The 20,285-nt window shown below is 64.7% G+C and carries 18 protein-coding genes and 1 pseudogene; 3 read left to right on the forward strand and 16 right to left on the reverse strand.

Annotated features, from left to right (window positions below; translation table 11 throughout):
- Nucleotides 1–24: 24 nt before the first annotated feature.
- Entirely contained in the window at nucleotides 25–1,284 is a 1,260-nt protein-coding gene (locus JT360_RS09415; RefSeq protein ID WP_214471250.1) for an ABC transporter substrate-binding protein, read from the forward strand.
- Between the two features lie 176 nt (nucleotides 1,285–1,460).
- Nucleotides 1,461–2,867: an FAD-binding oxidoreductase gene (locus JT360_RS09420; protein ID WP_214471251.1), complete on the forward strand. Its 1,407-nt coding sequence runs from the start codon at nucleotides 1,461–1,463 to the stop codon at nucleotides 2,865–2,867.
- A gap of 22 nt (nucleotides 2,868–2,889) precedes the next feature.
- On the opposite strand, the gene JT360_RS09425 is transcribed toward JT360_RS09420, so the two are convergent.
- The 8 genes and pseudogenes from JT360_RS09425 to JT360_RS09460 all read right to left on the reverse strand — a co-directional run bounded on the left by JT360_RS09425 (nucleotide 2,890) and on the right by JT360_RS09460 (nucleotide 11,104).
- Nucleotides 2,890–3,690, reverse strand: coding sequence for an ABC transporter permease (locus JT360_RS09425; RefSeq protein WP_214471252.1), 801 nt, complete (start codon nucleotides 3,688–3,690; stop codon nucleotides 2,890–2,892).
- Nucleotides 3,687–4,559 (reverse strand): ABC transporter permease, encoded by an 873-nt coding sequence (locus JT360_RS09430; protein ID WP_214471253.1) that lies wholly within the window; start codon nucleotides 4,557–4,559, stop codon nucleotides 3,687–3,689. Before JT360_RS09430 ends, JT360_RS09425 begins: the two co-directional genes overlap by 4 nt.
- Entirely contained in the window at nucleotides 4,556–5,659 is a 1,104-nt protein-coding gene (locus JT360_RS09435; protein WP_214471254.1) for an ABC transporter ATP-binding protein, read from the reverse strand. The genes JT360_RS09430 and JT360_RS09435 overlap by 4 nt, the downstream gene beginning before the upstream one ends.
- A 76-nt stretch (nucleotides 5,660–5,735) precedes the next feature.
- Nucleotides 5,736–6,761, reverse strand: coding sequence for an ABC transporter substrate-binding protein (locus JT360_RS09440; protein ID WP_214471255.1), 1,026 nt, complete (start codon nucleotides 6,759–6,761; stop codon nucleotides 5,736–5,738).
- 52 nt (nucleotides 6,762–6,813) lie between these two features.
- Entirely contained in the window at nucleotides 6,814–7,812 is a 999-nt protein-coding gene (araD1, locus tag JT360_RS09445; RefSeq protein ID WP_214471256.1) for an AraD1 family protein, read from the reverse strand.
- A gap of 34 nt (nucleotides 7,813–7,846) precedes the next feature.
- Nucleotides 7,847–8,626 (reverse strand): SDR family NAD(P)-dependent oxidoreductase, encoded by a 780-nt coding sequence (locus tag JT360_RS09450; protein ID WP_214471257.1) that lies wholly within the window; start codon nucleotides 8,624–8,626, stop codon nucleotides 7,847–7,849.
- A gap of 11 nt (nucleotides 8,627–8,637) precedes the next feature.
- A pseudogene (locus JT360_RS09455) lies at nucleotides 8,638–10,364 on the reverse strand (IlvD/Edd family dehydratase).
- Nucleotides 10,361–11,104, reverse strand: coding sequence for a FadR/GntR family transcriptional regulator (locus JT360_RS09460; protein WP_352127003.1), 744 nt, complete (start codon nucleotides 11,102–11,104; stop codon nucleotides 10,361–10,363). Before JT360_RS09460 ends, JT360_RS09455 begins: the two are co-directional and overlap by 4 nt.
- 108 nt (nucleotides 11,105–11,212) lie before the next feature.
- On the opposite strand from JT360_RS09460, the gene JT360_RS09465 reads away from it, so the two are divergent.
- Nucleotides 11,213–12,142, forward strand: coding sequence for an aldose 1-epimerase (locus JT360_RS09465; protein WP_214471259.1), 930 nt, complete (start codon nucleotides 11,213–11,215; stop codon nucleotides 12,140–12,142).
- Nucleotides 12,143–12,171: 29 nt separating this feature from the next.
- Here JT360_RS09465 and JT360_RS09470 read toward each other — a convergent pair whose 3' ends face one another.
- The 8 genes from JT360_RS09470 to pcaQ form a co-directional block, all read right to left on the reverse strand.
- On the reverse strand, nucleotides 12,172–13,617 hold the full coding sequence (locus tag JT360_RS09470; protein ID WP_214471260.1) for an aldehyde dehydrogenase: 1,446 nt from the start codon (nucleotides 13,615–13,617) through the stop codon (nucleotides 12,172–12,174).
- 34 nt (nucleotides 13,618–13,651) lie between these two features.
- A complete protein-coding gene (locus JT360_RS09475) occupies nucleotides 13,652–14,437 on the reverse strand; it encodes a coniferyl-alcohol dehydrogenase (RefSeq protein ID WP_214471389.1) in 786 nt (261 codons plus the stop codon).
- Nucleotides 14,438–14,439: 2 nt separating this feature from the next.
- Nucleotides 14,440–15,510 carry a branched-chain amino acid ABC transporter permease gene (locus JT360_RS09480; protein WP_214471261.1) on the reverse strand — a complete coding sequence of 357 codons (1,071 nt, stop codon included), beginning with the start codon at nucleotides 15,508–15,510 and terminating at the stop codon, nucleotides 14,440–14,442.
- Nucleotides 15,507–16,403 carry a branched-chain amino acid ABC transporter permease gene (locus tag JT360_RS09485; protein WP_214471262.1) on the reverse strand — a complete coding sequence of 299 codons (897 nt, stop codon included), beginning with the start codon at nucleotides 16,401–16,403 and terminating at the stop codon, nucleotides 15,507–15,509. Before JT360_RS09485 ends, JT360_RS09480 begins: the two co-directional genes overlap by 4 nt.
- Complete coding sequence (locus JT360_RS09490; RefSeq protein WP_214471263.1) at nucleotides 16,400–17,128, reverse strand: ABC transporter ATP-binding protein; 729 nt, start codon at nucleotides 17,126–17,128, stop codon at nucleotides 16,400–16,402. The genes JT360_RS09485 and JT360_RS09490 overlap by 4 nt, the downstream gene beginning before the upstream one ends.
- Nucleotides 17,125–17,868 carry an ABC transporter ATP-binding protein gene (locus tag JT360_RS09495; RefSeq protein WP_214471390.1) on the reverse strand — a complete coding sequence of 248 codons (744 nt, stop codon included), beginning with the start codon at nucleotides 17,866–17,868 and terminating at the stop codon, nucleotides 17,125–17,127. The genes JT360_RS09490 and JT360_RS09495 overlap by 4 nt, the downstream gene beginning before the upstream one ends.
- 21 nt (nucleotides 17,869–17,889) lie before the next feature.
- Nucleotides 17,890–19,206, reverse strand: a complete 1,317-nt coding sequence (locus tag JT360_RS09500; RefSeq protein WP_214471264.1) for an ABC transporter substrate-binding protein — start codon at nucleotides 19,204–19,206, stop codon at nucleotides 17,890–17,892.
- Nucleotides 19,207–19,345: 139 nt separating this feature from the next.
- Nucleotides 19,346–20,263 carry a pca operon transcription factor PcaQ gene (pcaQ, locus tag JT360_RS09505; protein WP_214471265.1) on the reverse strand — a complete coding sequence of 306 codons (918 nt, stop codon included), beginning with the start codon at nucleotides 20,261–20,263 and terminating at the stop codon, nucleotides 19,346–19,348.
- Nucleotides 20,264–20,285: the final 22 nt, after the last annotated feature.

Raw genomic sequence — 20,285 nt, forward strand, 5'->3', positions numbered from 1 at the left:
TCGAGTAACGAAAGGGGAACAACAATGACAAAGACGATACTCCAACTCACCACAGCGCTCGCCCTCGTGACGATGGCCGGTGCCGCACAGGCCGCGGATTGCAAGATCACCGTCGGCCTCGTCATGGAGTTGACCGGACCTGCCGGCGAATACGGCCAGGCCGGCGCCAAGTCGGTCGAAATGGCCTTCCGCGACATCAATGCCGCCGGCGGCGTGCGCGGTTGCGATCTGGCGACCGCCACCCGCGACAGCCAGAGCCAGGGCAACATCGCCGTCGATGCCGCGACCCAGCTAGTTCAGGTCAAGAAAGTGCCTGTGATCATCGGCGGCATCATCTCTTCGGTGTCGATTCCGATCCTGACCTCGGTCACGGCACCGGCCAAGATCGTCCAGGTCTCGCCGGCATCGTCGTCGCCGACGCTGACGGCGCTCGGCCGCGACGGCAAGACCAACGGCATCTTCTTCCGCACCATCACCTCGGATGCGCTGCAGGGCGTCGCCGCCGCCAAATACGCCATCGACAAGGGCTTCAAGAAGCTGTCGATCATCCATGTCAACAACGACTTCGGCGTCAACATGGTGGCCGAATTCTCGCGCGCCTACAAAGCGCTCGGCGGCACCATCGTCTCCGACACACCCTACAACGAGAAGCAGTCGAGCTACGCCTCGGAAGTCACGGCGGCGATGTCAGGCGAACCGGACGGGCTCTACCTCGTCAGCACGCCGGTCGATGGCGCAACGGTTGCCCGCACCTGGATTTCGCAGGGCGGCGTGCAGAAATTCCTGCTCAATGACGGCATGAACAGTCCCGACTTCATCGAGTCGGTCGGCGCCGACTATCTCAAGGACGCCTATGGCACCTCGTCCGGCACCAGCCCGACAGCATCGACCGACTACTTCATGAAGAACTACAAGGAATTCTCCGGCATCGAACCGTCGAACCCGGCGGCAGACCGTTCCTATGATGCCGGCGCCATCGTCGGCTTGGCCATCGCCATTGCCGGCTCCGAGGATCCGGCCAAGATCAAGGACGCCATGTATAAGGCCGTCGATCCTGCCGGCACGCCGATCTTTGCCGGCAAGGACGAATTCGCCAAGGCGCTCGGCCTGATCAAGGACGGCAAGCCGATCCGCTATGAGGGTGTCATCGGTCCGGTCGCCTTCGACAAATTTGGCGACATCACCGGCCCGTTCCGGTTGTGGAAGATCGTCGACGGCAAGGTGACCACCGATGGCGAAATGACCACCGACGACGTCAACGCGCTGCAGGCCAAGCTTCAGTAGATTTGGCACAGGCCTCCGGCATCGATCGCGTCTATCGCGATTGATGCCGGTGTCGCTTGAGGCAGGCCAAAAACGCTTGCAGGGCACGCGATCACGAATAGGATCGGCCGGCGGCAATCGGAGGGAATGGCGAGCGTGTCGGACAGAAATACCCATCGGGCAGGCGCCTGAGCCCGATGTCGCCTGCAACGCAACGGCTTCTGTCCGCCCTTGGCGATCGGCTGGGCGCGGGCGGCATTCTCGCCGGCTCCGACGTGGACCAGCGCTATCGTGACGATCCCGACGGCAAGCTTGGCGCGCTGCCCGAAGTGGTGCTGCGTCCGCGCGACACCAAAGGTGTCGCGGCAGCACTCGCCGCATGCAACGGCCTCGGCCAGCCGGTCGTCGTCCAGGGCGGCCGCACCGGCCTGGCCGGCGGCGCGCGCGTGCAGCCGGGCGAGATCGTGCTGTCGCTGGAGCGCATGACCGGCCTTGCCGCTCCGGATCGCCAGGCGGCCAGCATCGTCGCCGAAGCGGGCGCAACGCTGCAGGCGGTGCAGGACGGGGCCGACGGCGCCGGCTTGATGTTTGGCGTCGATATCGGCGCGCGCGGCTCGGCAACGGTCGGCGGCAACATCGCCACAAATGCCGGCGGCATCCGCGTGCTGCGCTACGGCATGTACCGGGCGCAGGTGTTGGGGGTGGAAGCCGTGCTTGCCGATGGCAACGTGCTGTCCTCGCTCAAGGGCCTGGCCAAGGACAATTCCGGCTATGACCTCGGCCAGCTCTTCATCGGCACCGAAGGGACGCTCGGCGTCGTCACCCGCGCCGCGCTCAGGCTGCATGCGAAGCCGGCATCCGAGGTGAACGCCTTCTGCGCGCTCCCTTCGCTCGATGCGGCGATCGCCTTGCTCGGGCTGCTGCGGCAAAAGCTCGGTCCGTTGTTATCAGCCTATGAGGTGAATTTCGCGCCGCTCTATGACCTCATGGTTGCCAGTATGGCCATGCCGGCGCCGCTGCCGCCTGGCTCGCCCGTCTACGTGCTGGCTGAAATCCAGGGCAGCGAGCCCGAGCGCGACGGCGAGCGCTTCGCCGAGGTGCTGATGCAGGCTGTCGAGGACGGCGTCATCGACGATGTGGTCGTCGCGCAGTCGCCGCGCGAATTCCGCGCCCTGTGGGACGTACGGGAGGACGCCAACCGCGTCCTGTTTTCGATGAAAGGGCTGATCGGCGTCGACATCAGCATTCCCCTGGCGCGCATGGGAACATTCCTGCGGGAGGCCCACGCCGCCATCCATGCCGCCGATCCCGGCGCCGAGATCTATGTATTCGGCCATCTCGGCGACGGCAATCTGCACTATCAGGTTCGCACTGCGGATCCGGCGGTGGCCTACGGCATCATCTATCGCGGCGTGGCGTCGGCGGGCGGTGGCGTTTCGGCCGAGCATGGCATCGGCCTCGACAAGAAAGAGTGGCTGCATCTGGTCCGCAGCGACGCCGAAATCGCCACGATGCGGCGGCTGAAGACGGCGCTCGATCCGAAGAACATCCTTAATCGAGGACGGGTCTTCGATCTCGATCCAACTCCCTTTCCCCGACGATAAGTGGCGGTCTGTAAGGCGGCACTCAGGTCCGTTCCGTCGCCATCTGCCTGGGGATCAGAAAGCGGGCGGCGAGCACGCAGAGCAGCACGGTGAACATCAGGATCAGCGCCACCAGCGCATTGATGTCGGGCGAGAAGCCAAGCCGCATCATCGCCCACAGCCTGACCGGCAGCGTGCTTTGCGTGCCGGTGACCAGGATGGTGATCATCGTTTCGTCGAACGACAGCGCAAACGCCAGGATGGCGCCGCCGACCATCGCGCTCGACAGGTTCGGCAGTATGATGCGCCAGAAGGTCTGCCAGCCGGTGGCGCCGAGATCGTAGGACGCTTCGACCAGCGTGCGGCTCATCGACTGCAGCCGCATCAGCACGGTGCGATAGACGATCGCCAGCACAAAGACCGTATGGCCGATGACGACAGTCAGCAGCGAGCGTTCGAGGCCGATTTCGCGGAAAAAGATCAGCAGCGCCAGGCCGCTGATGATCGGCGGCATCAGGAAAGGCAGGAAGATGATGAACTGCAGGAAAGAGCGCCCTGAACGGCGACCGTGATAATAGAGCGCCAGCAGCGTTCCGCTGACCACCGACAGGATGACGGTGCAGACGCCGACGATCAGCGTGGTGCGCAAGGCAGCCAGGATATCGTGATTTTCGGCCAGCGCCGCATAGGTCGAAAGGGTCGGCGACGACCAGTCGACATTGCCCTGCGAAATGGTGAAGAACGACGACACGATCGGCACGAACAGCGGGCTGTAGAGCAGCACCGCGACCAGCGTCGTGATCGCGGCCAGAAAGATGGTGGATGGCCGGGGCAGGGCGTTCATAGCGAGGTCCCCCGGCTGCGCCCGAACCGTTCGCCGATGAGGATGGCGCAGATCACCACCATCGCAAGCGCCACCGACAGCGCCGCGCCGAACGGCCAGTTGTAGGCGGTGCCGAACTGGCTGTAGAGGATGCGGCCGAAGGTGAAGCCGCTGATCCCGCCGACCATCTGCGGCGTCAGGAAATCGCCGATCGCCAGCACGAAGACGAAGCTCGCCGCCGAGGCGACGCCGGGCAGGCTGAGCGGCAAGGTGATGCGCAGGAATGTCTGCCATCCGCTCGCGCCAAGATCATCCGAGGCACGCAGCAAAGTCTGGGGAATCCGCTCCAGCGACAGGAAGATCGGCAGGATGGCGAAGGGGATCAAAAGCAGGCTCAGCGTCAACAGGATGGCGTTCATGTTGAACACGAAGAGCGTCGATGGCTGCTGCAGTATGCCGAGCGCCACCAGCGCCTTGTTGAGGAAGCCGTTGAGGCCGAGGATGCTGCGGATCGCGTAGATCTTGATGACGTAGCTCATCAGCAGCGGCACCAGGAGCAGCATCAGCAAGGCGTAACGCCAGCGCCCCTTCAGCGTCGCCAGGAAGTAGGCGGCGGGATAGGCGAGCAGGATGCAGATGGCGGCTACCGACACGCACAGCACGATGGTGTTCCAGAACACCGGGAGGAAGATCGGGTCGGTGAAGAACCTGACATAATTGCCGAGTGTCGGCGCGTAGACGATCGTGCCCTGGTCGACGCCGAAGAAGCTGTAGACAAGGAAGATCGCCAGCGGCACGAGGACAAAGACCACCGGCAAGGCAAAAGCCAGCACCGTGACCAGCAGCGACAATTGCCGTTCCGAAGGCTGTGTCGAGCCGGTCTTGCTCATGCCAGCACCAGATGGCCTTCATGCGGCGCAAAGGACAGCGAAACCGTCTCGCCCGATTTCAGCGCGCTGCCGTCGATCCGGCTCGGCACGCGCAGCCGCAAGCGTTGCGCGGCACCGTTCGCACCCGCTGTGATCGTGGCGACGGTCGACGAGCCGGCAAAGGCCAGATCGGCGATGGTGCCGGAAAAGCGGTTGCCGCTGTCTTCGCCATTCGCAAGATGCAAGGCCTCGGGACGGAACGCGGCAAAGGCGCTGGCGCCGTCCGCCGCGGCCTTCAGATGCGGCTGGCCGCTGATCGAGCAGACCAGGCGCCCAAGCGCGGTCTCGATCGGCCGCTGCTCGCCCTGGACCGGGCCAAGTTTTCCGGCCACCAGATTGTTCTCGCCGAAGAAGCGCGCCACGAACTCGCAATTCGGCTTGTAGTAAAGCTCGTGCGGCGTGCCGAGCTGACGGATATGGCCGGCCTGCATCACGCAGATCCGGTCGGCCATACCGATGGCTTCTTCCTGATCGTGGGTGACGAACAGGAAAGTGGTCTTGATCTCGCGCTGGATGGATTTCAGGAACTCCTGCATCTGCCGGCGCAGCTCGAGGTCGAGCGCGGCCAGCGGCTCGTCGAGCAGGATCAGACGCGGTTGGCAGATCAGCGCACGAGCGAGCGCGACACGCTGGCGCTGGCCGCCGGAGAGCTGTGCCGGAAAGCGGTCGGCGAAACGTCCGAGCTGCACCAGTTCCAGGGCTTCAGCGACACGGCGCGCGATCTCTTTGCGCCTGACATGGCGCACCGAAAGTCCATAGCCGACATTGCCCGAAACGGTCATATGCGGAAACAGCGCATAGTCCTGGAAGACGGTGTTGAACGGCCGCCGGTTGATCGGCATGCGGCTGATGTCCTGGCCGTCCAAGTGGATTTCGCCCGACGTCAGCGGCTCCAGCCCGCCGATCAGCCGCAGCACCGTGGTCTTGCCGGAACCGGACGGCCCAAGAACGGTCAGGAACTCGCCATCGCGGATCGACAGGTCGATGTCGTGCAGCACGGGAACCGGGCCGTAGGATTTCGAGACGGACCGCAGCGTCAGCAGGTCGGTGTTCTCAGTCATGAAATATTCTCACATACGCTGCGGCGGTCCGGAACGTCCGGACCGCCGGGTCCTTCGAAGTCAGGCTCGGACAGGATCAGGGCGTCGCCTTGACCTCGTTCCACATGTCCGATCGCTTGAGCGGGTCCTCGACATTGTTGAGCCAGACCAGCTTGTCGTTGCCGCCGGCGCTGCTGGTTTCCGTCACCGTGTTGCCGAAGCCGGTGCGCTCGGAAAGCGCGCTGCTGACCTTCTTGCTCAACATGAAATCGATCCATTTCTCGGCCGCCGCATTGTCGCGGACGCCCTTGGAGATGACCCAGTTGTCGAGCCAGGCCAGCGCGCCTTCACTTGGATTGACGTAGGCGACGTGGGCGCCGATCTTCTGTAGCGCCTTGACCTGCTGCTGGCCGTAATTGGCCCAGATCAGGGCAACGTCATTGTTCTGGTAGATCTGCTGCGCCTCGTCGGCGGTGGTATAGAAGCTCAGCACGTTGCGCTTCAACTCGACCAGCTTGGCCTTGACCGCCGCCATCTGCTCCGCGTTGAGGTTGAACGGATCCTTGTAGCCGAGCGTCAGCGCGGTGAACGAGAAATTGTGCTCGCCATTGTCGTAGGCCAGAATCTTGCCCTTGTAGGCCGGGTCCCAGAGCACCGACATCGAGGTCGGCGCCGGCTTGACTTTGTCGGTGTCGTAGATCAGCCCGATGGAGTCGAAGCAGAACGGAATGCCGTAGACCTTGCCGTCCTTGGTGTCGCCGCTGACCTGAGACAGATCGCGGAAACGCGGCAGCACTTCCTTCTGGTTCGGCAGCTTCGTCACGTCGATCGGCGACACCAGATCGGCCTTGATGTAGCGCTGCAACTGGGCGGTGTTGACGGCGAAGACGTCGAAATCCTGGCCTTCGCTGCCCTTGATCTTGGCCCAGATCTCGTCGTCGCTGCCGATGAAGACGACATCGACGCCGATGCCGGTTGCAGCGGTGAAGTCCTTCACCCAGTCCGGGTCGGCGTAGCCGTCCCAGGCCAGCACGCGCAGGTTCGCGGCGAGCGCAGCGGATGTCATCAGGCCGATGCCGAGCCCGATTGTCGCTAGTCTTAGAAACGCTTTCTTCAGTCCCATTTTTAATCTCCCATTGTCGTTCTGGTGGACCGTAATTTCCGGACCTTTGCCGTCACAGCTGGGTGACGGTGACCAGTCCCTCGTCCGGCACCGAAACCATCCGGTTGCGCAGCGGCTTGCCGAATGTCTGTGCCTGGATTTCATATTCGTCGCCGGAAGCCGTCTTGACGCCGGAGGCGTAGCTCATCACCGCCGCGCCGAAGAAATAGGCGTGCAGGTCGCCCGCTCTGCGGTGCATCGGGTAGCGGAAATGGAAGTGCTCGAGATTGGCGATCGAGTGCGACATGTGCGCCTCGCCCGACAGGAACTCCTGCTCCCAGATGACAGTGCCGTCGCGCAGGATGCGGGAATGACCGCGCACTTCGTCGGGCAGATCGCCGATCAAAAGCTCCGGTCCGATCGAGCAGGAACGCAGCTTGGAGTGGGCGAGATAGAGGTAGTTCTCGGCCTCCGTCACGTGGTCGGAATATTCGTTGCCGAGCGCGTAGCCGATGCGATAGGGGCGGCCATCCGGCCCATTGAGGTAGAGCCCGACGATCTCAGCCTCCTCGGCGCCGGCGCGTGCGAAGGACGGCATGGGCAGCGCGGCACCAGGCGGCACGACACAGGTGCCGACGCCCTTGAAGAACCATTCGGGCTGGATACCGATCTTGCCTGCGCCGGGCTTGCCGCCCTCCAGGCCCATGCGGAAGATCTTCAGCGAATCCGATTCCTCGGCATCCTCGCCATGGGTCAGCACATGCATCTTGTCGCGCGCGGCGGCACTTCCGGTGTGGGTCAGGCCGGTACCGGTGACCAGGAAGCGCGCCGGCTCCGGATGGTCGACAGGAGCCAGCACGCGGCCATCGCGCAACAGCTCGTCATAGTCGACCGTCGCGGTGCCCGTCCGCTTCTCGACCAGCGCTGCGATGGAAATGCCCTCGCTGATCGCCGCTTCCGCCAGTTCCAGCACAGTGCCGGTCTTTTCGAGCGGATGCAGGTGATTGCCGTCATCGGAGACACGGCCGACCCGCCTGCCGCCATCTGGCATTCTGAATTGAACAAGACGCATGAACACTACCTTCTTCCCTTGAGGCTGTACGGGATCACACCCAGCCCGCATCGACGATGAACTGCTGGCTTGTGCACATGCGGCTGTCGTCGGCGGCGAGGAACAGCGCCATGCGCGCGATATCGCAGGGCTGCAGCCGGTCGGGCAGGCACTGCCTCTCCGCGATCTGGCGCTCACCGGCCGGGTTCAGCCACAGGCGCACTTGGCGCTCGGTGATCACCCAGCCCGGCACCATGCAGTTGACACGGATGCGCTCGGGGCCGAGTTCGCGGGCCAGCGCCCGCGTCATGCCGTAGACAGCGGCCTTGGCGGTGACATAGGCCGGGCAATCCGGATCGCCGACCATCCAAGTGATGGAGCCAAAATTGATGATCGAGCCGCCGCCCTGTGCGCTCATCTGTGGGCGCACCGCCTGCGCCGCGAAGAACTGGTGGCGCAGATTGACCGCCATGCGGTCGTCCCAATACGCGACCGTTACGTCCTTGGTCTGATGACGGTCGTCATTGCCGGCATTGTTGCACAGCGCCTGGATCGGGCCGTTATGCTGCGCGGCCTGCGTGGTGGCCGCCCGCAGCTCTTCGACATTGCGCAGGTCGCAGGGAATGAACAGCGGCACGGCGTGGCCTTCGGCCGCGATCGCCTCTACGAGGCGCCGCGAAGGTTCCTCAGCCAGGTCGACGAAGGCGACGCGGCTGCCTTGCGCACAGAAATGGCGCACCAGGCTTTCGCCGATGCCGCTGCCGCCGCCGGTTATGAACACGCTGCGGCCCTTGAGGCTCGGGTAGGTGGCGTAGCTGCCGATCTGATCCGTCATCGCGCGCCTCTCTAGTGGGAATGCCGGGGGATGCCGGCATCGCGCCGGCCGACCAGGAAGTCGAAGTCGCAACCTTTGTCGGCCTGCAGCACGCGCTCGACATAGAGGCTCTGGTAGCCGCCTTCGGGTGGCGCCGGCGGCTTCCAGTCGCGGCGGCGGATCGCGAGTTCCTCGTCCGATACCAGCAGCTCAAGCCGGCGCCCGGCGACGTCGAGCTCGATGAGATCGCCGTCTCGCACCAGCGCCAGCGCACCACCTGCCGCGGCCTCCGGCGCCACATGCAGCACCACCGTGCCATAGGCGGTGCCGCTCATGCGGGCATCAGATATGCGCACCATGTCGGAGACGCCCTGCTTCAACAGCTTCGCCGGCAGCGGCATGTTGCCGACCTCGGCCATCCCCGGGTAGCCGCGCGGCCCGCAGTTCTTCAGCACCATCACCGAGGAGGCGTCGATATCGAGTTCGGGATCGTCGATGCGGGCGTAATAATGCTCGATGTTCTCGAATACGATCGCCTTGCCGCGATGCTGCATCAGTTCGGGTGTTGCCGCCGACGGCTTGATGACGGCACCATTAGGCGCCAGATTGCCGCGCAGGATCGAGATGCCGCCTTCCTTGGTCAGCGGCTCGCTCAGCGGCCGGATGACCTCGCGGTTGTAGTTGGGCGCGCCGTCGACCAATTCACCGATGGTCTTGTCGCTGACGGTCACGGCGTCGCGATGAAGAAGCCCCACTTCATCAAGCGACGCCATGACCGCAGCCAGCCCCCCGGCATAGTAGAAATCTTCCATCAGGAACCGGCCTGATGGCATCAAATCGACAATGGTCGGAACGTCGCGGCCAAGCCGGTCCCAGTCGTCGAGGCTGAGATCGACACCGACCCGGTGGGCGATGGCGATCAGGTGCAGCACCGCATTGGTCGAACCGCCGATCGCGCCATTGACGCGGATGGCGTTCTCGAACGCTTGCCTGGTGAGGATCTGCGAAATCGTCACGTCCCTGCGGACCAGATCGACGATCTGGCGTCCGGCCAACTGGGCAAGCACGCCACGGCGCGAATCCACCGCCGGGATCGCCGCATTGTCCGGCATGCCGATGCCGAGCGCCTCCACCATGCTGGCCATGGTCGAGGCGGTGCCCATCGTCATGCAGCTGCCGGCGGACCGGCTCTGGCCCTGCTCGGCGGCGAGGAAGTCGGCGACGGGCATGCGGCCGGCCTTTACCTCCTCGGCGAATTTCCAGACGTGCGTGCCCGAGCCGATATCCTGTCCGCGGAACTTGCGTTGAGCATCGGCCCGCCCGAAACGGCGATGGTCGGCAAATTGCACGAAGCGGCCCCCATCAGCAGCGCCGGCGTGGTCTTGTCGCAGCCGACCAGCAGGATGACGCCGTCGATCGGATTGCCGCGGATGGACTCCTCGACATCCATGCTGACCAGATTGCGAAACAGCATGGCGGTCGGGCGCATGTTGCTCTCGCCCAGCGACATCACCGGAAATTCCAGAGGCAGGCCGCCGGCTTCATAGACGCCGCGCTTGACGTGATCGGCCAACGCCCGAAGGTGGGCATTGCACGGCGTCAGTTCCGACCAGGTGTTGCAGATGCCGATCACCGGCCGGCCGTCGAACGCGTCGGCAGGGATGCCCTGGTTCTTCATCCAGCTGCGGTGCATGAAGGCGTTCTTGCCTTCACCGCCGAACCAGGCTTCGGATCGCAGTTTGCGTTTGGTGTCCGTCACGATGCCTGTTTCCGATCCTGGCGGCGCTTGTTGCGGTTCTCGACGCTGCGGCGCACGTCGTCCTCGGCATTGTCGATGAGCACCAGCAGCGCTTTTTGTGCACCCAGTGCGTCGCCGGCGGCGATCTTCTCGGCCACTTCCCGATGCAGCGGCAAGGAATGGCGCTGTCCTTCCGGATTGTCGTTGGAGAGGCGAAAGCTCATCACCAACGCGGTTTCGACCAGTGCGGCCAGCGAGCCGATCAGCTCATTGCCGGTCATCCGCAGGATGGTCTGGTGGAACACAAGGTCGGGCTTGGCGAAGCGATCGCCGTCGTCGACAACCGCTTCCATTTCGGCCAGCGCAGCATTGATTTCGGCAATCTGCGCCGGGTTGGCACGCTGGGCTGCGAGCGCGGCCGACATCGGTTCGATGGCGCGACGCAATTCGAACAGCGCCCGGACATCGTCGGTGCTGACACCTTCGGCGTAGCGCCATGACAGCACGTCGGGGTCGAGGAAATTCCAGTCGGAGCGGGGGCGCACGCGTGTGCCGGTCTTCGGCCGCGATTCGACCAGCCCCTTGCCGGCCAGCACCTTGATTGCCTCGCGCAGCACCGTGCGGCTAACCCCCAGCATCTCGCTGGAATCATCGGCATTGGGCAGTGCCTCGCCGGGCAGGAAGTCGCCCTGTACGATGCGCAAGCCGATCTGCTCGACGACGGTTGCGTGCAGCGCGGTGGAGCCGCTGGAAACCGCCACCGCAACCCTCGAGGTGCGTGCCGTGCTGAAAGATTTTTTATTCTTCATACTATTCATATGATATGTCTTATAGCCATGGCGATCGGAGTCAAGGGAGGGGGAGCGCCGATGACTAAGAATTCCGCTGCCGTTACCGCGCGGCACACGGAGCTGGTCTCGATCAGCGACGGCATAGCGACGGTGGAGATCGCGCCGGCCGCCGGCGGGGCGCTGGCTTCGTATCGGTGGTGGCGAGATGGCTCCGCCGTGGATTGGCTACGCCCGGCCGATCCGGCGGCAATCGGCCGTCGCGATGCCGGCGCCATGGCCTGTTTCCCGCTCGTCCCCTATTCCAATCGCGTCAGGGACGGCCGCTTCGAATTCGCCGGCCGCACCGTCGAGCTGCCGACCAGCTCCGACGATCCACACCATGAACATGGCCATGGCTGGCGTCGCCCGTGGACGATCGTGCGGCACGAACAGGGCACGATCGTCCTGCGTTATCGCCACGCCGCCGATTCCTGGCCATGGAGCTATGAAGCCGAGCAGAAGATCTCGCTGGCCGACGGCAGGCTCTGCATGACCATTGCGGTGCGCAACCTGTCGGACAAGCCGATGCCGGTTGGCTTCGGCCTGCATCCCTATTTCCCGTCGACGCCGTGGACGCATGTCCAGGCGCGGGTATCAGGCATGTGGGAAACCGACGCGGAGGTCCTGCCCACCCGGCAGGTCGTGCCGCCGGCGGGTGCCGATCCGTCCACCGGAATTGACGTATCGGAAGTGGACTTCGACACGGTCTTCACCGGATGGGCGCGCCACGCGCGCATCTCCTGGCCGGAGCACGGGCGGCAGCTCGACATCGAGGCCGACGCACCGCTCGATTTTCTCGTCCTCTACACGCCGCCGGGCGAACCGTTCTTTTGCGCCGAGCCGGTCAGCAACATCACCGATGCCTTCAACCGGATGGGCGACAAGGATATCAACACCGGCTGCATCGCACTGGCGCCCGGGCAGACGCGATCCGCCAGCGTTCGCTTCACGCCGTCATTGACCGTCTGACCTTTTGACCGCCCGAAACGAGGCCCCGGTCAGAACGGATAGTGCTGGCCCGGATCCTCGATTGTCACCCAGCGCAAGTCGGTGAATTCGGCGATCGAGGCCTTGCCGCCGAAACGGCCATAGCCCGAGCCTTTGACACCACCAAACGGCATTTGCGCCTCGTCGCCGACGGTCGGGCCGTTGATGTGGCAGATGCCAGCTTCGATACGCGCGGCGACCGCCATGGCACGTTTGATGTCGCGGCTGAACACGGCTGACGACAGGCCGTATTCGGTGTCGTTGGCAACACGCACGGCCTCGTCCTCGCCTTTCACGCGGATCACCGGCTTGACCGGCCCGAAGGATTCTTCGGCATAGACCCGCATCGCCGGCGTCACATAGTCGAGCAGCGTCGCCTCCACGACGGTCCCCGAGCGCTTGCCGCCGGCGACAAGCTGGGCACCCTTGGCGACGGCGTCGGCGACGAGCTCCTCCATCTTGTCGGCAGCCTGGCTGCTGATCAGCGAGCCCAGCACGACATGGCCGCGCGGGTCTCCCGCCGGCAGCTTTGAAGCGCGTGCGGCGAGTTTGGAGACAAATTCATCGGCGATCTTTTCATCGACGATCAGCCGCTCGGTCGACATGCAGATCTGGCCCTGATGCATGAAGGCGCCGAAGGTCGCGGCATTCACGGCGGCGTCTATGTCGGCGTCATCAAGCACCAGCAGGGGTGCCTTGCCGCCGAGTTCGAGCAGCGCCGGCTTCAGGTGCCGGCCGGCGAGTTCGGCGATGATCCGGCCGATCTTGGTCGAGCCAGTGAAGTTGACGCGCTTCACCGAGGGGTGCGCGACCAGCGCCTCGACGATGCCGGCGGCATCCCTGGGATCATTGGTGACAACATTGATGACGCCCTTCGGCAGGCCGGCCTCGACCAGCACCTGGCCGATCAGCCGGTGCGTGCCCGGGCACATTTCCGAGGCCTTCAGCACCACTGTGTTGCCGCAGGCGATCGGCATGGCGATGGCACGCGTGGCGAGAATGACCGGTGCGTTCCAAGGCGCGATGCCGAGGCAGACACCGGCCGGCTGGCGGATCGCCATGGCCAGCGTGCCCGGTTTATCGGATGGGATGATCTCGCCCGAAATCTGCGTCGTCATGGCGGCTGCCTCGCGCAGCATATTGGCGGCCAGCATGACGTTGAAGCCAGCCCAGGGGCCGGTCGCACCCGTCTCCTCCATCATCAGCCTGGTGAATTCGCCGACCTTTGAAGTCATGACGTCAGCGGCTTTCGTCAGCAAGGCGCGGCGTTCGCCAGGACCGGTCTTCGACCAGGCCATGAAGGCAGCGGCAGCGGCGTCGACCGCGGCATTGGCGTCGGCGACGCTGGCTGCCGCGGCGCGCGTCGCCAGCTTACCGGTGAATGGGTCCATGCGCTCGTAGGAGGCCGAACCGGACGCATCCCTTTTGTCGCCGTCGATCAGAAGCCCGATATCCATGATTGTCTCCCTCGCTCCGTTTGGAGCTTCCTGATTAGAAGCCGAGCACTTCGGCATTGATCGACGCCTCGAGACCACCGTCAACCGGCACATTGGCGCCGTTGACCCAGCGCGCGCCGTCTGAGCACAGGAACAGCACGACCGGCGCGATATCGCCCGACGTCCCGGCGCGTCCGACCCTTGCAATGTCGCTGTCCACGCGGGCGTCGCCAAGCACGGTACGGAACTGTTTCAGGATTGGCGTCTCGACCGGGCCAGGGCTGACTGCATTGACGCGGATGCTACGGTTCTTGAACAAATCTTGATGCGCCGCGCGGAAGGTCCACAGAAGCAGCAGTTCCTTGGAGACGGGATAGCCCTCCTCGTTCCTGACAGCATGGTCCTCGACCACGTTCGCAACATCTGGGAAACCCTCGATGCCAACCATGGAAGCGGCACGATTGAGATTGGCGCGCCAGCCATACCCGGCGATCGAGGCGACGTTGACGATGGCACCCCCTTCGCGAAGCTTTGGCACCAGACCTTCCGACAGCGCCCGCAGCCCGAAGAAATTGACGGCCAGCGCCGATGCCGCGCCGCTGTTGCCGGACAGACCAGCGACGTTGCAGAGCGCATCGATGCGTTGCGGCAGCCGCGCGATGAGGTCGTCGACGCCGGCCTTCGACGAGATGTCAGCCTTGACAAAACTACCCACCGCCGCCGCCGGTTCGCGCACATCGACGCCGATCACATCGGCGCCGAGCTGGCCGGCGAGCTCGGCCGTCCGGGCGCCGATGCCGGAGGCGACACCGGTGATGAGGATCGTCTTGCCGAAAAGCATGGTCATGCCTTCTCCTGATGCTGTGTGGTTCGTTCTGGCGAGGGCGCCTCATCGTTGAGCGGAGTTGCCGGATGTTCCGGCAGCCTGACGCGGTAGCCGACCGGCAGCAGGCGCAGCCCAAAGCGCTCCTCGATCGTGCCCCACAGGCCGCGCGGCAGGAAAAGCGAGAACAGCACCGCGGTGGCGCCGAGGCCGACCAGATACCAGACACCCGTGCCGCCGAACCACGTCTCGATGAGGAAGAACACCAGCGCGCCGAGAATGGCGCCCTCGAAGGTGCCGATGCCGCCGACCAGCACCATGAAGATCATGTAGGCGGTCCATTGCACGTTGAAGTAGGTCTTCGGCTGGAAGGTGATCGAGGTCGCCAGCCACAGCGCACCGGCAACGCCGATGCCGAAGGCGGCAAGCACGAACAAAAGCCGCTTGGTGCCGGTGACGCGCACGCCGACCGAAGCGGCCGCATCCTCATTGTCGCGGATGGCGCGGATCGCGGCACCCGTGCTGCCGCGCAGCAGACCGAACAGGACGGCGAGCAGCGCCGTCATCGACGCCAGTGCCAGCCAGTAGATCGTCACTCGCCTGGTACCGGCATGGTAGACGTTGAGCGAGATCAGCGACGTGCCGGTCTCGCCTTGCACCAGCCGGTCGAGATTGACGAGAAGATGCGTCAATGCCGCGATCACCCACATGCCGATGGCGAACTCGCCGTTCCTCAGCCGCAGCATGAACAGCGAGAGCGGCCAGGAGACCGCGCCGACAACGACCGCCGAAACGAAAAGCGCGGCGAACGGATTGAGGCCGGCATCGGCCAGCCGGATGGCGAAATAGGCGCCGAGCCCGAAGAACACTTGCTGGCCGACCGAGACCAGTCCGCCGAAGCCGGCCAGCGCATTCCACATCGCCGCCAGGATTGCATAGATGAACAGCGCGGTCATGCGGTCGACCGCGCCAGCCGACAGGAACTGCGGCGCGACCGCGAGCAGCGCGATGATGATGGCGACAGCAACCGCCGCGATCCGCGACGTCGCCGTGCCCCGCTCGATGACCGGTGAAGACGAGACCGCGCTCATGACGCGCTCCGGGAAGGCAGCCGCAACAGGCCGCGCAGGCCAAGGCCGGACGTGGAAAGCCGCACGAACAGCACGACGAGGAAGACGGCGTGGCCGCCGATCAGAAAGCCTTGCGGATGCACTTGCGCGCCGACGGTCTGGGCAAGCGCCAGCACGATGCCGCCGATCAAGGTTCCCCAAAGCGAACCGGCGCCGCCGATCACGGCGGCTTCGAAAGCAAACAGCAATTGCGGTGCGCCGGCATAGGGATCGAAAGTGGCGCGCATGCCGAGGAACGCGCCGGCCAGGCCGACCGTAACCATGGCGATGGCCGCGGCAATGGCGTTGGCGCGGCGCGCATCGACGCCGACCAGGCCGGCTGTGTCGGGGTCTTCAGAGGTAGCGCGGATCGAACGCCCAAGCCGGGTGCGGGTCAGGAACAATTGCAGCCCGCCAAGCAGGATCACCGCGGTGGCGAACATGATCACCGCGAGCTTGCCGACGTAGATGCTTCCCGGCCACTCCCAGGAATCATAGGACAGGCTGCCGATATAGGGCGCCAGCGAGCGCGTGTCTGCGCCAAACTGCTCGAACAGCATGTTGTCGATAACGATCGCCAGGCCAAAGGTGGTCAGGATCGGCAGCAGCGCGCCGCCGCGCGCGCTGCGCTCGAGCAGGAAGCGCTGCAGGGCCCAGCCGATCGCCGCCATCAGCGGCAGCACGATGAGCAGGCCGAGGAATGGCGAGACATGAAACCGCGAGGCGAGCAGCCACAACACGTAGGCGGCGAAGATGGCAAGGCTGCCATGCGCGAGGTTGATGATGCGCATCACCGAAAACATGAAGGACAGGCCGCAGGCGATCAGCGCGTAATAGCCGCCGAGAAGAATGCCCTGGATGATCTGGTTGCTCATGCCGGAATGCTCCCGGTGCTCTTCCGGTGCAGACCGAAATAGGCTTTCGTCACCTCGTCACGCGAAACCTCTTTGCTCGACCCTTCGAGCGCGATGCGTCCTTCGAGCATGCAGATGACCCTGTCGGAGACCGCGAGTGCCCGGTTGAGGTCCTGCTCGACCAGGATGATGGTCGTGCCCGAAGCGATCAGGCCCTGAAGTGCTGCATAGACACGGTCGACGATCAGCGGCGACAGGCCGAGCGAAACCTCGTCGAGCAAAAGCACGTCGGGGTTGCTCATCAGCGCGCGGCCGATCGCAGTCGCCTGCTGCTCGCCGCCCGAGAGGTGACCGGTCCTGGCATGGCGGCGCGGCTTCAGATTGGGGAACATCTCCAGCACCTTGTCGACACTCCAGTCGCCCGACCGGCCGGCGGTTCTGCCGAGCAGGAGATTCTCCTCGACCGTCATCTGCACGAACAGTCTTCGTCCTTCGGGCACCAGCGCGATGCCCATGCCGACGCGCCTGTGCGATGGCACGCCGGTGAGATCGGCGCCGTCCAGCAGCACGCGGCCGGCCGCCAGCTGGTGCGCGCCGGCGATCGCCCTGAGCAGCGTGGTCTTGCCGGCGCCGTTGGCGCCGACCAGCGCCAGTGTCTCGCCGCGTTCGACCTTGAAGCTGACGCCGCGCACCGCTTGCAGCAGGCCGTGCCGGACAACCAGGTTCTCGACCGACAGCAGGCTCATTTCGGACCTCCGCCGAGATAGGCGTGGATCACTTGCGGGTCGGCCATGACGGCCTGCGGCTCGCCATCGGCGATGATCTTTCCCGCATCCATGCAGATCAGCCGCTCGGCCACCTGCAGCAGGACGTGCACGATGTGCTCGATCCAGACGATACCGATCTTGCGCCGGCGCAGTTCCTTGATCGTATCGACAAGTTCGCCGGCTTCGCCGTCAGTCAGGCCGCCGCCGATCTCGTCCAGCAGCAGCAGCGTCGGTCGGGCTGCCAGCGCCCGCGCCAGTTCCAGCCGCTTGCGGTCGAGCAGGCCGAGCGTCTCGGCACGGCGGTTGGCGACACCCAGCATGCCGCACAGTTTCAGCGAGCCGAGCGCCTCCTCATAGGCCTCGTCGCGGCCAAGTCCGGCGCCATGCGAGGCGGCGACGAAGACGTTCTCGAATGTGGTCATGCCGCCAAACGGTTTCGGCACCTGATGCGTGCGCACCAGGCCGAGCCGGCAACGCCGCGTCGCCGGCAGCGCTGTCACGTCGCCGCCCTTGAAACGGACCGTGCCCGAGCTTGGTGGAAAGGCGCCTGAAAGCACGCTGAGCAGCGTCGTCTTGCCGGCGCCGTTCGGCCCGACAATGCCGACCGCCTCGTCGGCCTCCATGGTGAAGTCGACGGCATCCAGCACCACGAGCGCGCCGAAGCGTTTGTGAATGCCGGCGGCGGTGAGAACTGCCTGTTGTTGCGGATGGGTCACCAGGCGGTCCTCGTCAGCGGTCCATCAGCCGTTGTAAGGCAGAAGCTTGGCTTCGACGGGCACCTTCGGATCGGTGGCGTTCTCCGTCACCACATAGTCCAGCGGGAATTTGCTGCCTTCCTTGGCGGCCACCCATTGAGTGCCGATGATCGGGCCGGGCGATACATTGGCGACCGGACCGCTGGTGAAGTCCACCTTGCCGATCATGGTCTCGGTCTTGAGCTGGCTCAACGCCTTCGCCACCGCCGCCTTGTCCTTGGCGTCCGTGCTTGCCTTCAGCGCTTCGAAGCCGGCGTCGAGTAGCGACATCGAGGCGCCGAGCTGCTGCGTCCACTGCTTGCCGCTGGCCGCCTCGTAGCCGTCGGCCAGCTCGGTGCCCGAAACACCGGTCAGCGGCGACTTGTAGGGGAAGGCCTTGTGCCAATAGGCGGCGCTCGAAATCTTCACGCCGAGATCGCCGAGCGCCTCGATGTCGGATGGGAACAGCCCTGTCTTGGCGACTTGGGCGATCTTAATCTGCCTGATCAGGCCCTGCTGCGCCGCCTGGCGCCAGAAGGCGGCAAAGTCAGGCGGGATCGGGAAGGAGTTGAAGATCTCGACGCCCTCCTGCTTGAACAGCGCGATCTGAGAGGAATAGTCGGTGGTGCCGGTCTCGTAAGCGCCAGGATCGACGATCGTAAAACCTTGCTTCGCCAAAAGCGGCGCCAGATTGGCGCGAATGGCGTTGCCGTCGGCGTCGTTCGGATACATGACGCCGACCTTCTTGTTGGTCTCGATCAGGTTCCACTGCGAAATGTAGGTCTTGAAGAATTCGCCAACGCCGAAGCCGAAATGATAGGTCCATTTGAAGGGCGAGGGTGCACCGGGCTTGGCGCCACGGCCGAAATACCAGGCTTCCCACGGCATGACGGTCGAGAGGCACGGCACGCCGGCCGCCTCGCAGGCGTCCGCCACCGGATTGATCACCTCCGGCGTTGACACCGCCAGCATCAGGTCGATGGCCTGGTTGTTGATCAGGTCCTTGGCGAGCTGGCCCGCGCGGGACGGATCGGACTGCGTGTCCTGATCGAGGATCTCGACGCTGTATTTCTTGCCGCCGATGTCAAGGCCGCCGGCCAGCGCCTTGCGGGCCAGGTCGAGCACATAGCCGTCGGTCTGGCCGAAGCCGGCCAGCGGCCCGGTGCGCGGGCTGACGAAGCCGACCTTGAGCGTGTCGCCGGCTTGCGCAAAAGCCTTGCCGCCGCCAAGCGCGAGCGCCGTGCCGCCGGCAATCGAGGTGGCGATGAACTGGCGTCGCGAAATGCCGCGAATACTGGATTTTCTGCCGATAGAATGGGTCATGCGTTCCTCCCTCTGTGCTCCTCCATCGGCACAGTGCACCAGCGTTTTGGTTCGGTAAAATGATATTTTGCGGTGTTTCATTAACCCCAGGGTTAGGAGATTCTGGATCAAACGAAGCTCGGCTTGAATGTCCGAGGCCTCAGCGACCCGGCCTCGCCGCTTCGCGAATGGTTTGCAGCAGGATGGTGAAGGCGGGCGAGGGGGCGGTGTCGGTGCGCATCGTCAGGCCGACCGGTCCTTTGGTTTCCTCGGTGTCGACCGGCAAGGCGACGAAGGCGCCGCTTGCGATTTCGTTGGCGACCACGCCGGCCGAAATGATCCACACCGCATTGCTCTGGCGCATAAAGGAGCGGCCGAAGGAATCCGAGACGGTTTCGATCTCGGTGGCCGGCGCGGTCATGCCGTTGGTGATGAACAGGCGATCGACGAAGGGGCGGATGACGGATTCCCGGGTCGGCATCAGCACCGGGAATTCGTCGAGCCTGGCGAAGATGTCCGCCTCTGGCTCCAGCAGCGGATGTCCTGCCCGCACCACGAACAGCACCTGTTCGGAATAGAGATGCTCGAAGAAGAAGCCGGTCATGTTTTCGGGGGCCGCCAGCCGTCCGACGACGAGATCGAGCGCGCCGGTGCGCAATTGTTCGAGCAGCACGGCGTTCTCGCCGGTGACGATCTTGATCGCTGCGCCCGTGTTTTCCCCGAGGAACAGGCTCATGGCCCGCGGCATGACCTTTGCCGAAACTGTCGGCAGCGCGCCGATGCGGATCGGATGGCGATTGACGGCGCCGTCCTGGCGTACGGAATCGACGCCGCGCTTCAACGCTGTAATCGCCGAGCCGGCATGGCTAAGGAAGATCTCGCCAAGCCTCGTGACGCGGATGCCGCGCCCGTCGCGTTCGACAACGGCGATGCCGAGTGCCTCCTCCAGCTCCCGCAGGGTCTTGGTCACCGCCGGCGCGCTGACATGCAGGAAGTCGGCGGCGCGGGCCACGCTGCCCTGCCGCGCGACCTCCAGGAACGCCTGCAGATGACGAAACCGGATGCGGCTCTCGGACATGGATTTGATAACCCCTGAGTTA

The organism is Mesorhizobium sp. dw_380, from assembly GCF_018588885.1.
GTDB lineage: Bacteria > Pseudomonadota > Alphaproteobacteria > Rhizobiales > Rhizobiaceae > Mesorhizobium.